The sequence below is a fragment of the Pseudomonas sp. GW821-FHT09D08 genome (assembly GCF_059416305.1).
The window spans coordinates 111,105-124,490 of the sequence record NZ_JBWKOX010000016.1; the positions used below are offsets into that span (position 1 = coordinate 111,105).

14 protein-coding genes and 1 tRNA gene are annotated in these 13,386 nt (G+C 61.3%); 5 read left to right on the forward strand and 10 right to left on the reverse strand.

The genetic code is table 11. The annotated features are described in order from the left end of the window. Window positions 1-16 precede the first annotated feature (16 nt). Both AC07OP_RS23320 and AC07OP_RS23325 read right to left on the reverse strand, forming a co-directional pair. Window positions 17-199, reverse strand: coding sequence for a type II toxin-antitoxin system HicA family toxin (locus AC07OP_RS23320; RefSeq protein WP_003189411.1), 183 nt, complete (start codon window positions 197-199; stop codon window positions 17-19). A gap of 164 nt (window positions 200-363) precedes the next feature. Continuing rightward, window positions 364-1,260 carry a LysR family transcriptional regulator gene (locus AC07OP_RS23325; RefSeq protein ID WP_495101026.1) on the reverse strand — a complete coding sequence of 299 codons (897 nt, stop codon included), beginning with the start codon at window positions 1,258-1,260 and terminating at the stop codon, window positions 364-366. Between the two features lie 95 nt (window positions 1,261-1,355). Here AC07OP_RS23325 and AC07OP_RS23330 point away from each other — a divergent pair, with 95 nt between their 5' ends. The 3 genes from AC07OP_RS23330 (at window position 1,356) to AC07OP_RS23340 (ending at window position 4,230) form a co-directional block, all read left to right on the forward strand. Then, window positions 1,356-2,519 (forward strand): MFS transporter, encoded by a 1,164-nt coding sequence (locus AC07OP_RS23330; protein WP_495101027.1) that lies wholly within the window; start codon window positions 1,356-1,358, stop codon window positions 2,517-2,519. Then, a complete protein-coding gene (locus tag AC07OP_RS23335; protein WP_495101028.1) occupies window positions 2,516-3,703 on the forward strand; it encodes an MFS transporter in 1,188 nt (395 codons plus the stop codon). The genes AC07OP_RS23330 and AC07OP_RS23335 overlap by 4 nt, the downstream gene beginning before the upstream one ends. Window positions 3,704-3,990: 287 nt before the next feature. Beyond that, window positions 3,991-4,230 (forward strand): DUF6124 family protein, encoded by a 240-nt coding sequence (locus AC07OP_RS23340; protein WP_027604347.1) that lies wholly within the window; start codon window positions 3,991-3,993, stop codon window positions 4,228-4,230. Window positions 4,231-4,298: 68 nt separating this feature from the next. Here the strand turns inward: AC07OP_RS23340 and AC07OP_RS23345 are convergent, their stop codons facing one another. Together AC07OP_RS23345 and AC07OP_RS23350 are read right to left on the reverse strand one after the other, a co-directional pair. Beyond that, complete coding sequence (locus tag AC07OP_RS23345) at window positions 4,299-4,604, reverse strand: DUF6482 family protein (protein ID WP_141156993.1); 306 nt, start codon at window positions 4,602-4,604, stop codon at window positions 4,299-4,301. Window positions 4,605-4,624: 20 nt separating this feature from the next. After that, entirely contained in the window at window positions 4,625-5,149 is a 525-nt protein-coding gene (locus tag AC07OP_RS23350; RefSeq protein WP_027604345.1) for a DUF3833 domain-containing protein, read from the reverse strand. Window positions 5,150-5,645: 496 nt separating this feature from the next. On the opposite strand from AC07OP_RS23350, the gene AC07OP_RS23355 reads away from it, so the two are divergent. Next, window positions 5,646-6,014 (forward strand): hypothetical protein, encoded by a 369-nt coding sequence (locus AC07OP_RS23355; RefSeq protein WP_133822129.1) that lies wholly within the window; start codon window positions 5,646-5,648, stop codon window positions 6,012-6,014. Window positions 6,015-6,023: 9 nt separating this feature from the next. Continuing rightward, window positions 6,024-6,533, forward strand: a complete 510-nt coding sequence (locus AC07OP_RS23360; RefSeq protein WP_115485845.1) for a GNAT family N-acetyltransferase — start codon at window positions 6,024-6,026, stop codon at window positions 6,531-6,533. Window positions 6,534-6,676: 143 nt separating this feature from the next. Here the strand turns inward: AC07OP_RS23360 and AC07OP_RS23365 are convergent. From AC07OP_RS23365 to AC07OP_RS23390, 6 genes are all read right to left on the reverse strand, one after another. Next, window positions 6,677-6,750 (reverse strand) — tRNA-Gly (locus AC07OP_RS23365). 110 nt (window positions 6,751-6,860) lie between these two features. Continuing rightward, window positions 6,861-7,745 (reverse strand): alpha/beta fold hydrolase, encoded by an 885-nt coding sequence (locus AC07OP_RS23370; RefSeq protein WP_027604342.1) that lies wholly within the window; start codon window positions 7,743-7,745, stop codon window positions 6,861-6,863. Between the two features lie 304 nt (window positions 7,746-8,049). Beyond that, window positions 8,050-8,742 carry a 16S rRNA pseudouridine(516) synthase gene (locus tag AC07OP_RS23375; protein WP_495101029.1) on the reverse strand — a complete coding sequence of 231 codons (693 nt, stop codon included), beginning with the start codon at window positions 8,740-8,742 and terminating at the stop codon, window positions 8,050-8,052. Continuing rightward, window positions 8,732-8,938, reverse strand: a complete 207-nt coding sequence (locus AC07OP_RS23380; RefSeq protein WP_065938870.1) for a cysteine-rich CWC family protein — start codon at window positions 8,936-8,938, stop codon at window positions 8,732-8,734. The genes AC07OP_RS23375 and AC07OP_RS23380 overlap by 11 nt, the downstream gene beginning before the upstream one ends. A 47-nt stretch (window positions 8,939-8,985) precedes the next feature. After that, complete coding sequence (gene uca / locus AC07OP_RS23385) at window positions 8,986-12,591, reverse strand: urea carboxylase (protein WP_495101030.1); 3,606 nt, start codon at window positions 12,589-12,591, stop codon at window positions 8,986-8,988. Between the two features lie 163 nt (window positions 12,592-12,754). Continuing rightward, window positions 12,755-13,384: an urea amidolyase associated protein UAAP2 gene (locus AC07OP_RS23390; RefSeq protein ID WP_074844417.1), complete on the reverse strand. Its 630-nt coding sequence runs from the start codon at window positions 13,382-13,384 to the stop codon at window positions 12,755-12,757. Window positions 13,385-13,386 lie beyond the last annotated feature (2 nt).

Below are 13,386 nucleotides of genomic sequence, written 5' to 3' on the forward strand. Positions count from 1 at the left end.
TGTCCTCCAGGGACGATTAACTCAACAGAGCTTGTTTCAAAATGCTCTTGGCGGTTTTGTCCAACAGGTCTTTCTTTGGGTGGGGGATCGTCACCAGGCCAGGCTTCGTCGGGTGCTTGAAGTGGTGATGACTGCCTCTGATGCGCACCAGGTACCAGCCGTCTGCGACGATGTGACCTATCAAGTATCGGCTATCCACAGCACCTCCTTGTGGTGTGTGTTGGTGGTGACTATAACCACTGAAAATAAATTATCAACACTCTACCTACCAGTCTTCGATGACCGGTATTTCGGCAGGTGGTGAATGCAGTGTAAAAGCCAGTGGGATCGGCGCTGTGGGGAGGTATTGCGAGGTTTTTCGGGTCATTGCCGGATGTGTAATGCCTCTTCGATAACGGCAAGAAACGCGTCAATCAACACACTGTGTCTTTCGGTCGGTGTCAGCACCAACAATCGCGCACATGCATCTGCCTCCACCAAAGGCCGATAAGTTACGCCCTTGTTCGTCAAACTCCGGGTACAGGCCGGCACCAGCGCCACCCCTTGCCCAGCGGCCACCAGTGCAATGATCGAAGTGATCTGCCGTCCGGTCGGTCCGGCATGCAGGGGCACGCCATGGTGGCGGTAAAGCTGCTCGATGGACTGGTTCAGCCCCGAGCCGTAATCGGCTGGAAACAGAATCAAAGGATAGGCACTGAGCTGCGCCAGGCTGATCTCGGCCTGGCTGGCCAATGGGCTGTCACTCGACACCGCTGCCACCAGGGGTTCCTCGCCCAACGACAGCGCTTGCACCGCGTCGTTTTGTGGTAACAGCCGGCTCAAGCCAATATCCAGCCGTCCATCGGCCACTTGCGCACCGAGGCTGCCGGAGGCGCATTCCACCAGGGTCAGTTGCACATCGGGAAAGCGCTGGGCAAAGGCCTGGATCGATTGGCTGAACAGGTCCGACAGGGCGATGGAACTCACATAGCCCAGAGCCAGTTGCCCGGCGGTGCCCGCAGCCAATTTACTGGCGATCACCTGTGCCAATTCAACCTGGTCCAACACGCCACGGGCATAGGGCAGGAATGCGCGGCCCTGGGCGGTGAGCGTCACCGTGCGGCTGGTGCGATCGAACAGCTTGAAACCCAACTCTGCCTCCAGCGCTGAAATATGCCGGGTCAAAGGCGGCTGGGCGAGGTGCAGGCGCAGGGCCGCGCGACCGAAGTGCAATTCTTCGGCGACCGTCAGAAAGTAACGCAGCTTGCGTAGGTCGAGCATCCTGATCCTTGGGTATCAATCGGTCCGAATTCGGTATTGGTTCAAGACCTGCCGGCCATTCTATAAAGACCTTTCAAAATAAAACGAGAGGTTTCATGAAACTGCGCCTGCATTGTGCCCGCCTTGCCCTGTTCCTGTGTGGCTGCGCGGCGTTTCTCAACCTCTATGCGACCCAAAGCATCCTCCAGACGTTCGCCGCGCACTTTCATATCAGTGCCAAGGATGCGGGGTGGAGCATCACCGTCACCACCCTGGCGGTGGCGATCACCGCCCCGTTCGTCAGTCGCCTGACCGGGGGCTACGAGCAACGCAGTGTGATTGTCGTGGCGGCTTTACTGCTCGCAGTGCCAGCGTTGATGACCGCCTATGCCGACAGTTTTGCCGAAGTGCTGGTATGGCGTTTTGTCGAGGGCATGCTGATCCCGGTACTGTTCGCCACCAGCGTGGCCTACATCGGCGACCGCTGGCGCGGCGGCACGGTCACGGAGGTGACGAGTCTCTACGTCGCGGGCACCGTGTTGGGCGGGTTCGCCGGGCGCTTCGTCACCGGAGTCATGACCGAGTATGTGGGCTGGCGTGAGGCCTTTGAAGTGCTCGCGGTGCTGAGCTTGATGGTCGGCGGATTCATCCAGTTTCTGTTGCCGGCCAACCGCCCGCGGACCGTGCAGGTTAAAGCCTCCTCGTCAGGTGTATTTCGCCAGCCGCTGTTGGCCGCATACGCCGTAGGTTTCTGCGTGTTGTTTTCGCAAGTCGCGGCGTTTACCTACGCAGGTTTGTACTTGGGCCTGCCGCCGTTCAACCTCGGGCCTGCGGCGTTGGGGACGCTGTACATGGTGTTCCTGTTGGCGTTGATCGTGATCCCCATCGCCGGACGCCTCAGCAAAGCCCGGCCCCATGCCCAACTGCTGGGTGTCGCCGCCGTGCTGGGCGTCAGTGGTTCGGCGTTGACCCTGATGCCCTCCCTCTGGTGCATCGTAGTGGGCCTGGCGCTCAGTTCCACCGGTGTGTTCCTCGCGCAGGCGGCCGCCAATGGGTTTATCACGGCCACCGCGGGCGATAACAAGACGGGTGCTGTCGGGGTGTATCTCACCTGTTATTACCTGGGCGGCAGCGGCGGCGCCATTGTCCCGGCGCTGATCTGGGAACGCTGGGGCTGGGTCGGGTGCGTGGTGCTGATCATCGGTTTCCAGCTGCTGACCTTGTTGATCGCCTTGACCGGCTGGAAGCCCCTTAAACCTGAGCTGATTCCTGCACCATGAACGACACCGTCGCTGTGCCTTCGCCCGAATCATCGACGCGCCGTCGCGCCTTGTTCGCCGGTTGCAGCGCCCATGCCGTGCATGATGGGCTCACTGATGTGATCTACGTTTTGCTGCCTGTCTGGCAGGCTCAGTTCGCCTTGTCCTACGCCCAGATCGGCCTGCTGCGTGGTGCCTATTCCGGGATGATGGCCGTGTTCCAATTGTTGGCCAGCCGCGCCGCCAGACGCTGGGGCCGCACACCGATGCTGGTGGGCGGCACGGCGCTGGCGGGTGTTGCCTACCTGCTGGTGGGCCAAGCGACAGGGCTGACCGTGTTGCTGCTGGCGCTGCTGCTCGGCGGCCTGGGCGCCAGCACCCAGCACCCACTGGCCTCGTCGATGATCACCGACGCCTACGAGGACGGCGGTGGGGTCAAGCAGGCGCTGTCCCAGTACAACTTCTCCGGCGACATCGGCAAAACCTTGATTCCTGGTCTGGTCGGGCTGCTGCTCACCGTCATCAGTTGGCAGGCCAGCGCCACGTTGCTGGGCCTGCTTGGTCTGGCGGCGGCGGGGCTGTTGTGGTGGCTGATTCCAGCTCAAGCATCCGAATCCACCGCCGCAAAAACAGCCAAGCCCCTCAGGGGTAGCGGCTCCGCCACGGGCCTGCGCGCGCTGATCCTCACCGGCACCCTCGACAGCGCCGTGCGCATGGGCTTCCTCACCTTCCTGCCGTTCCTGCTGCAAGCCAAAGGCGCCGGTACCGCCGGGATCGGTCTTGCGTTGACCCTGCTGTTCATCGGTGGTGCCTTCGGCAAACTGTTCTGCGGCTACCTCGGCGCACGCATCGGCATGATGAAGACCGTATGGATCACGGAAACCAGTACTGCAGTGCTGATCGTCGCAGCGGTGTACCTGCCGCTCAGCGGGTTGATGGTGATGCTGCCGCTGTTGGGCCTGGTGCTTAATGGCACCTCCTCGGTGCTGTACGGCGCCGTGCCCGACCTCGCCGGCGCGGGCAAGCGCGAGCAGGCGTTTGCGCTGTTCTACACCGGCACGATTGGCGGTGGCGCGTTGGCGCCGGTGGTGTTTGGTGCAGTGGGGGATGTGCTGGGCGTGCCGGTGGCGGTGATGGTGTTGGTGGGGATGTTGGGTGTGACGTTGCCGTTGGCGTGGGTGGTGCAGAGGGGGGAGGAAAAGTGAGGTGTCAGAACGTAGAGTTGAACCTTGCGGCATTGCCTACACAACGATCAGACTCGTCCGAGTTGTGCGCCTTGGACGACCTCTTTAAGGTTCGTCAGCCGCTGCCCATCAGCGGTCGGGTTTAGTAGCCCGATACGATCAACGGCGTACAGCTGCTCTTATGGTGGCTGCACGCAGGGCGTCTTCGGGCGCGCCGGTTTCGTTGATTCGCCGGTCTACTAACCTGCGTACAGCCGCCACCCATTGTTTAGTAGCTCTGGTATGCGGTCCTTACCGAGGATCAACAGATGTGTACTGACTCATGCAATCCATCCGTAAAACTGTTCAGCGTCCGTCCCGAAATCGACACTCAAGCGCTGCTCGCCAACGCCTACGAAACCATCGCCGGTGCAGGTGCCATGACTCACGAGTTCGTCGAAAGCCTGCCCTCTCAACAGCGCTACCTGGCCCTGGCCATTCAGCAGATGATTGAACTGGGCCTGCTGCTGGTCGAGGCTGTTCAGGACCGCGTGGACCGAGCCGCGTAGGTCACCCGTACGGTGTAAACGGCTTGCCTTCCCAGGCCGCCCATACCACGGGGGAGGGGAGCCAGGATTTACAGTGTCGCCGCCAGCGAAAACGGAATGCGCAACGCACCGATAGGCCCTTCACGCGTACCGCACATTTCATCGTGAACGCAGTGTTGCACCAGTACGCAAGGAAACGGCGGAACCCGCTGCAACAGGTCGCGTAAATGCGTGGTGGAACCGATGCGCATCGGCTTGCCCTGATCGTCCAGTAACGTCGCCTCGACGTGCTCCAGCCTGACGCGAGCGATATAGAAACCACCCTCCAGGGACAGCAACTCCAGCTCACGTATTTCGCCTTTCCCGGCCAGCTCGGCCAGCATTTGCATATTCATGATTGACCCTCGCTCGTGGCTCATTGGCGACGAAAGAACAGCGTGACCTGACCCCACTCGACACCGAACTTGGACATGCTCGAGCGGTTGATCAAGGTGTCCTCGTCCATCAGGTACATCCAATCGTCAAAGCTGACTTCGTACACCGAGCCATCCACCGGCAGATTGAGCCGGTAGCGCCAACGCAGCGCATTACCCGCCACTTCGCCGATCGCCTCGCCCACCACATCCCCGGCTCGTCCGCGCCAGCGTCCTGGGCCGTCCGGCGTCAGTGTCCACACCCGTTGTTGGCGCGTGCCATCGCTGTACAAGAAACGCTCATCCAGAATCAACGCGTTGCCCTCGCGCCGGCTGGCAATATCGACCTCAAAGCGCTTGGCCACTTCCCCCGAACGCTTCTGGAAGATGCCCCAGGCTTTCACCGGTTTACTGAAGAAGCGCTCCAGGTCCAGTTTCGGTTGCTGGTCGGCGTAGTGGTCGACACCCACATTGGCGCAGCTGCTCACACTCAATGCCAGCAACAGTGAAACCCATAGACGCGTCATGACCAGGCTCCTTGAGCGTGCGAGGCGCGATGCCAACGCTTGGGCCTGATACTTGTACATAATTCATTGTTTGTACATGTTTTTGAGTGCGCGAGGGATGTTGAAATTTCGGGCATTGCCTACGCAATCATCGGAAGCGTCGGTGTTGTGCGTGTTGGACGAGGTACTTATGGTTTGCCAGCGACTATCCGCGCTTGACCGCAGCTGTATGCAGGGCATTTGGAGTGTGCTGGTGTCCCGAAAAAAGCTACCCCATAGATCAAATGAGAATGGGTTGAGCAGGCCTTACAGAGCACCAGAGGGGAGAGAAGTGGTGGAAAAAGTCTTATTTGATCGTTTGGCGCAAAGTCTGTGGCAGATGGACGAAATCGTTCGAAGTGAACATGGAGGCGTATCGCGTTCTATCTCACTCAGTCGGGGCAAGTCCGAGAGGCAAGGCCTGAGGATAGGCGTAAAGTCCAATGTGCTAGGATTCACGAATACAGAGGGATGCATCGTGAACAAACCGGTTCAACCAAAAAGCACGCAGCTGACCGCCGACAAGGTGTCGGCTGCTTTGTCAGACGCCGACGCGGTGGTTGAGCGACATGCCTCGAAAAGCCTGGCAAGTAGTGCATTCAGTCGCACCAGTGGGCTTAAGACTCGTTCAATGCGTGCTACGCATCTTTCGAGTGTGGAACGCGAGCTGGCAGAGCTCAAGAAAGTTGTAGCAGCGCTGGCTGTACGCTCTGTCGCGCATGAAGAAATGGCTTTTGATTTGGACCTTTACGGCGTCACTGTGCTTGATGCCGGTACCGCACACCAACTGTTGGATACGCCACCAGAGCCGACAGAGGCTCTGCAAAAATTGCTCGCCTTGCGCTAAGGCCTCTCAATGGATTTCATTACCGTCAATTTTAACAAGTCTATTGACCGTTCTGCTTTCGATTGTGAAGTTCACCCAGCGCTAAACGCTTATATCGCCCAGCACGCAGGGCAAGACGAAAAGCGCAACGTTTCTCGAACATTCATGTACATCGAAAGTGGCATTTTGCTCGGCTACTATGCTTTGGCGAATGCATCTGTTGCGGTTGACGAACTGAGTGAAGACCAAAAAAAGCGGATGCCCGGATACCCCATGCCGGCAGTGCTTTTGAGTCGTTTGGCGATTGATAAAAGCAGGCAGGGCGTGGGGCTTGGCCAGCGGCTCATGTCCGACTTCTTCAGGCGGGTTTATACGGTGTCCAAACAATCGGGCGTAGCGTTTGTAGTCGTGGATGCTAAAGATCAGAGAGCTGCAAGTTATTACCAGGCTAAGTTGGGTTTCGTGGCGTCAACGAATAATCCTAGGCGTCTAATATTGTCCACTGCAACTCTGATCAAAGGATTCCGGGCGGTGGCTTGAGCTGCTGGTGAGCAGGAAGAATAAGTAGAGGCGTTCCCCAATAAAACTGATTCTGGACAGTCCATAAAAAAACCGGCCACCAAGGACCGGTTTTTTTATGCATCCCCCGCCAAAATCCTGCCGGCGTGGAAGCTATGTCTGAGTGGAGCGGGTGAAGGGAATCGAACCCTCGTTATCAGCTTGGGAAGCTGGAGTAATGCCATTATACGACACCCGCTCAGAGCGGCTGACTTTGTACCAGATGTGCGCCGGGATTTGAAGTTTTTCTTCGGAATTTGTGCAGCTTACCGTGGCGAGCAGGTCCGTTCGCCACGGCAAGCCTTCATTTCAAATGGCGAATGCATGCTGCGTCTGGCCTTGGTGATAACGCAATCGGCTGGCCTGCCGTTCCGGTTTCAAAAAGCCCACCACCGCGTCCCGGCTGTCCCGGCAGGCGGCCTTGTGCTCCATATCCAGGAAGTGCCCCGTCGCCTGGATGGTGCTGAAGCTGCTCTTCGTCACGTACTGCCCGAACTGCCTGGCATCCTCGGCGCTGGTGTATTCGTCCCATTCGCCGTTCAAAAACAGCACCGGCACATCGATCTGCCGCGCGGCCTTGAGGTAGCACAGGCGGTCGTTGTGCAGTACCTGGCTGATGTGAAAATGCATCTGCCCGTATTCGTGCTCGGCCAGGCTGCTCACATGCTTGTAGTTGAAACGCTTGAACAGCGACGGCAGGTGTTTGCCGATGGTGCTGTTGATCAAGTGCCCGACGCGGTCGCGGTCGAGGTTGCCGAGGTAGTCGACGCCACGCTCGAGGTAGTCGCGCATCGGCGCGTTGATCACCGGAGAGAACGAGCTGATCACGGCCTTTTCCACACGCCGTGGCCGCTGGGCGAGGGCCACCAGGGTGGCGGCGCCGCCCCAGGAGAAGGACAGCACGTGCTCGGCGGCGAAGTGGTCGATCAGCTCCAGGAGGATCTGGCCTTCGACTTCCTTCGTCAGCATTTGCTCATGACGGTTATGGATTTTGGAGCGACCGGCGTAGGGCTGGTCGTACAAAACCACATTGAATTGCGGGTACAGGCTTTTCACGGTTTGGGCGAAGGAGGCCGTGGTGGCCAGCGAGCCGTTGACCAGGATGATGGTCTTTTCAGCAGCATCCGCGCGGTAGAACTCCGTGTAAACCCGATACTGACCCTGTATATCCAACACAGCGATTTCTGGCCTCATGTCGTAAGACTCCTGGCAAGCGGGTAGGGCGCGCAGATCACTCTGCACGAGCTTTATGACAGGTAGGCATACGCCTGGAAGATGAGAGCCCATGTCGGTCCGATGACGGCTGGCCGACGGCTGTTGTTAGGGCGGGCTGTTTGCCTGGGAGGCCCGTAGATCAAGCGCGGGCGGGGCAAGGTGTTTCTTGGAGGTTATAGGCGACTCGCCAGTCATAATTTGGCTGACGGTTTGATTCAAGCAGTAGACCGGGGATGCCGCAAGTCACGCAAATGGGTTTTTGCCATCACCGGCCGAACGGTCGTCAGACCTGTCGGATTTCTTCCTCGGACAGCGCCCGGTACTTGCCAGGCGCCAGGGCCGCATCCAAGCCCAATGGGCCCATTCGCTCACGGTGCAGGCCGATCACTTTGTTGTTGAAGTGCCCGAACATGCGCTTCACCTGGTGATAGCGGCCTTCGGTGATGCTCAGTCGGGCCAGGCGTGACCCCAGCAGCTCCAGCTCGGCCGGTTGCGTGGTCAGGTCTTCAAAGGCGAAATAAAGGCCCGCTGCAAAGGTTGCCGCGTATTCGGGGCCGATGTCCTGCTCCGTCTCTACCCGATAGACCTTGGGCAACTTGGTCTGCGGTTGCGTCAGGCGCCGCGACCACTGGCCGTCGTTGGTGATCAGCATCAGGCCGGTGGTGTTGAAATCCAGACGACCGGCAATATGCAGCTCGCCTTTGTCCGGCTCATCCAGCAGGTCCAGGACAGTCGGGTGTTGTGGGTCCGAGGTCGCGCTGACGCAGCCCTGGGGTTTGTGCAGCATGAAATAGCGCGCCGCTTTACCCGCCTGCAGTACGTCATCGTCCACGCACACGCGGCTGAATTCGCGCACTTCATGATGTGGGTCGCTGACTGCCGTGCCATCCACCGTCACCCGCCGCTCCACCAGCAACACGCGCACTTGCTGGCGATTGAAACGCGGCAGGTTGCTGAGGAAACGGTCAACGCGCATTGCGAAGCTGCTCATCCACCTGAGCACAGCGCGGGCACAGGCAGGCTGTGTTGCGCAATGCATCGGGCAGCGCTTCAAGCACCGCCGGGTCGATGGTGACGCTGTAGCACCAGCACGGCTGGTCGGCGGTGCGTGGGTCGGCCAGGGTGCAATCGTTGCGGGCCCCGCAGGCGGGGCAAAGGGTTGGCGTGGTCATGGTCGGTGGGGCAGGGCCTCGGAAGTCCCTGCACGATACAGCGCCGGTCAGTCCCGTTCCAGCACCACGACCCGTTGGCCGGCGCCAATGCCGCTGCCCGGCTGCACCGGGATTTCCCGCACCACCCCGGCAAAGGGCGCCAGCACCGGGATCTCCATTTTCATCGACTCCAGAATCACCAGCACATCCCCGGCGGCAACCCGCGCACCCACGGCCACCGGCACCTGCCAGAGGTTGCCGGCGATAGGGCTGTCGATGCTGTATTCATTGGCCTTGAGCAGCGTGTCTTGCGCCGCTGGCGCCGCGAGCTCTTCGCTGTCGAAATGCGCCTGGCCGCTGACGATCCAGCGCTCACGCTCGGCATTGAACGCCTGTTGCTGTTGTTCACGAAAAGCACTGATCCCCGAGGCTTCCCGCGCAAGAAATGCCTGGTAATCCGCCAGGTTCAGGGTGCTCTCCTCGATATCCAGCTCGAAGCGTCCCAGGGGGAAATCCCGACGAATCCGTACCAGCTCATCCGCGCTCACGGGATAGAACCGAATCTGATCGAAGAAGCGCAGCAGCCACGGCTTGCCGTCAAACGCCGCCACTTCGCGATAGCGGTTCCACATCTGCAAGGTGCGCCCGACAAACTGATAACCGCCGGGCCCTTCCATGCCGTACACGCACAAATACGCGCCGCCGATGCCCACCGAATTTTCGGCGGTCCAGGTGCGGGCCGGGTTGTATTTGGTGGTCACCAGGCGATGACGCGGGTCCAGCGGCGTAGCCACCGGCGCGCCGAGGTAGACGTCGCCCAGGCCCATCACCAGGTAGCTGGCGTCGAACACGGTGTGGCGCACTTTATCGAGGTTGGCCAGGTCGTTGATGCGACGGATGAATTCCAGGTTGCTCGGGCACCACGGGGCGTCCTTGCGCACGGTGGTCATGTATTTTTCGATGGCCAGTTGGCACGCCGGGTCGTCCCAGGACAGCGGCAGGTGCACGATGCGCGAGGGCACTTGCAGGTTTTGCCGGGTGCACACGGCGGTCCACTCGTGGCTGATCAGTGCGATCAGGTCGACGAGGGGCAGTTGTTCCGGCTGGTAGTGGATCTGCAACGAGCGGATCCCGGGCGTCAGGTCGATCACGCCCTTCAGCGCTCGGGTTTCCAGGGCCTGCATCAGGGCATGGGCGCGAAAGCGCAGCACCAGGTCCAGCTCCGGCGCGCCGATTTCCAGCAGCAGGTGGGTGTCGCCGGCGAGGCGCGCGACCAGGCGGGTGTCGGCGTGGCCGATGTCCAGGATGATGGGGGATGCCAATTGCTCGATGCGGGCGGCTGACCGAGTTGGTCCCATCGCGAGCAAGCTCTGCTCCCGCAGGGTTTCGGCATCCTTTTGATCCCAGTTCAGGGCAAGGTCGCGGGCGGTCTTGAGGTCCACCGGTTCAAAGCGGACTTTGTCCCCCGCCTTGAGCTGGCCGAGTTGCCAAAGGTCTGCCTCGATCACCGTGACCGGGCACACGAAACCGCCCAGGCTCGGCCCGTCCGGTCCCAGGATCACCGGCATGTCACCGGTGAAATCCACGGCGCCGATGGCATAGGGGTTGTCATGGATATTCGACGGATGCAGCCCTGCTTCGCCGCCGTCCGTGCGTGCCCACAATGGTTTGGGCCCGATCAGCCGCACACCGGTGCGGCTGGAGTTGAAATGCACTTCCCACTGCGTGGCGAAGAACGTGTCGATGTACGCCGGCAGGAAGTATTCCGGCGCGCCGTGGGGGCCGTAAATCACCCGCAGTGTGCGGACCTCCGGCAGCGGTTCAGCGACTGATTGTTGCCCGGCGTTCCGGTCTTCCAACGGCAACAGATGCAACACATCGCCCGCCCGCAAGGCGCGCCCGCCATGCCCGCCAAACTGGCCGAGGGTGAAGGTGCTTTTGCTGCCCAGGTAGTCCGGCACTTGCAGCCCGCCACGCAGGCACAGGTAACTGCGCGCCCCGGCGCCGGCGAGGGTGCCCAGGCTCAGGACCGACCCGGCCTCAATCAACAACGCGGTGTTCATTGGCACGGCTCGATCATTCAACCGCAGCGGGATTTCAGCGCCGGTCACGGCGACCACCGCCGCGCAATTGAAGCGCAGCAGCGGCCCGCTCAGGGTGATTTCCAGCGCCGCTGCTCCCTCGTCGTTGCCCAGCAGGCGATTGCCCAGGCGCAGCGCGCGGCTGTCCATCGGCCCCGACGGCGGCACGCCCACGGCCCAGTAGCCGAGGCGGCCGGGATAGTCCTGCACGCTGGTTTGGGTGCCTGCGCTGATCACTTCAAACGTGGCGGCCACGTAGACCAGGTCTTCCAGGCAGCGCGTCCACGGCCGGCCATTGGCAAAGGGCGGGGCCAGCAGGATTTGGCGCAGGTAATCGCGGTTGGTTTCCACGCCGTACAACCGACTGTCACTCAACGCCCGGTGCAGATCCAGGCGCGCCTGTTCGCGGGTGGGCGCCCAGGTGATGAGCTTGGCGATCATCGGGTCGAAGTACGGCGGGATCTCGCAACCGGCTTCCACCCAGGTGTCGATCCGCAGGCCTTCGGCCAGCGGGAAATCCACACAGGTCAGCAAGCCGGGACTCGGCTGGAAATCGCGGCCCGGGTCTTCGGCATACAGGCGCGCCTGGATCGCGTGGCCCCGGGGGGTTAACTCGAGTGTGTTCAGCGGCGGCATTTCCCCGGCCGCCAGTTGCACCATCCAGCGCACCAGGTCCACGCCCCATACCTGTTCGGTGACGCCGTGTTCCACCTGCAAGCGCGTGTTCACTTCGAGGAAGTAGAAGCGCCCGTCAGCACTGTCATAGATAAATTCCACGGTGCCGGCGCTGCGGTAGTTCACGGCCTTGGCCAAGGTGATGGCGGCGGCGCACAGGGCCTCGGCCATGCCTTCGGGCAGGTTCGGCGCCGGGGTTTCTTCGAGGACTTTCTGGTTGCGCCGTTGCACCGAGCAGTCGCGCACGCCGAGGGCGATCACTTCACCGGCGCCGTCGCCGAACACCTGCACTTCCAGGTGGCGCGCGTGCTCGATGTACTTCTCGATAAACACGCCGGCATCGCTGAAATTGTTCTGCCCCAGGCGTTTGACCGCCTCGAAGGACTCGCTCAACTCCACGCTGCTGCGGCATACGCGCATGCCGATACCGCCACCGCCGGCGGTGCTTTTGAGCATCACCGGGTAGCCCACGGCGTCGGCGGCCAGCAACGCAGAGGCGAGGCTGTCGAGCAGTTCGGTGCCTTCCAGCAGCGGGATCTTGTGTTGCTTGGCCAGGGCGCGGGCGGTGTGCTTGAGGCCAAATACCCGCAGCTGTTGCGGCGTCGGCCCGACAAAGGCGATGCCGGCGTTTTCACAGGCTTCGGCAAACGCGGCGTTCTCCGACAGGAAGCCGTAGCCGGGATGGATCGCCTTGGCCCCACAGGCCTTGGCGGTGGCGAGGATTTTGTCCACCGCCAGGTACGTACTGGCCGCTGCGCCTTCACCGAGGCTGTAGGCCTCGTCGGCTTGCTGGATATGCAGGCTCGCCGCATCGGCCTCGGCGTACACGGCGATGCCCTTGACCTGCAGCTCGCGCAAGGTACGCAGGATGCGGCAGGCGATGGCGCCACGGTTGGCGATCAACAGTTTTTCGAACATGGCAAAACCCTGCGGGCCGTCCCGCAAAGTGGGGGAGCACTGCGGTCGTCCGCAGTGGGTGCAGTCAGTGTGGATCCCAGATTGGCGCGCTATTGTTTGCGGATGCACTGCCCGGCTCGGGATTGGCACAGGGCAAACAGCCAACGACGCAGGCGCTTGAGTTTCAGTTCCATACCAGCAGCTCCGCAGGGGTGGGGTTGTAGGCGTTGCATGGGTTGTTCAACTGCGGGCAGTTGGAGATCAGCACGATCACATCCATCTCCGCCCGCAGGTCGACGTACTTGCCGGGGGCGGAAATGCCGTCTTCGAAGGTCAGCCCGCCGTCGGCCGTCACCGGCACATTCATGAAGAAATTGATGTTCGGCCCGATGTCGCCTTTGCCCAGGCGGCCGTCGTGGGCACAGGCGCGCAGGTAGTTGTCGCGGCAGCTGTGCATGTAGCGTTTTTCCAGGGCGTAGCGCACGGTGTTGCTCTCTTGGGCGCAGGCGCCGCCGAGGGTGTCGTGGCGTCCGCAGGTGTCATCGACGATGGTCAGCATCGGCTGGCCGAGGTTGGAATACAGCACGCTGCCGGTGCCCAGGTACACGCTGTTCTGCCGGCGCAACGTGCGTTGCACGTCGTAGCGTTCACGGGGGTTTTTCACGCTGTAGAACAACGTGTCGACGGCCTGGTTGCCCTCCAGGTCGAGGATGCGCAGGGTCTGCCCGGCCTTGACCTCCATCAGCCACGGTTCGCCGGCGGGGATGGTTGCGCGGTAAACGGCCGCGTCCGGTTGTTTCAGTGCGATAGACATGG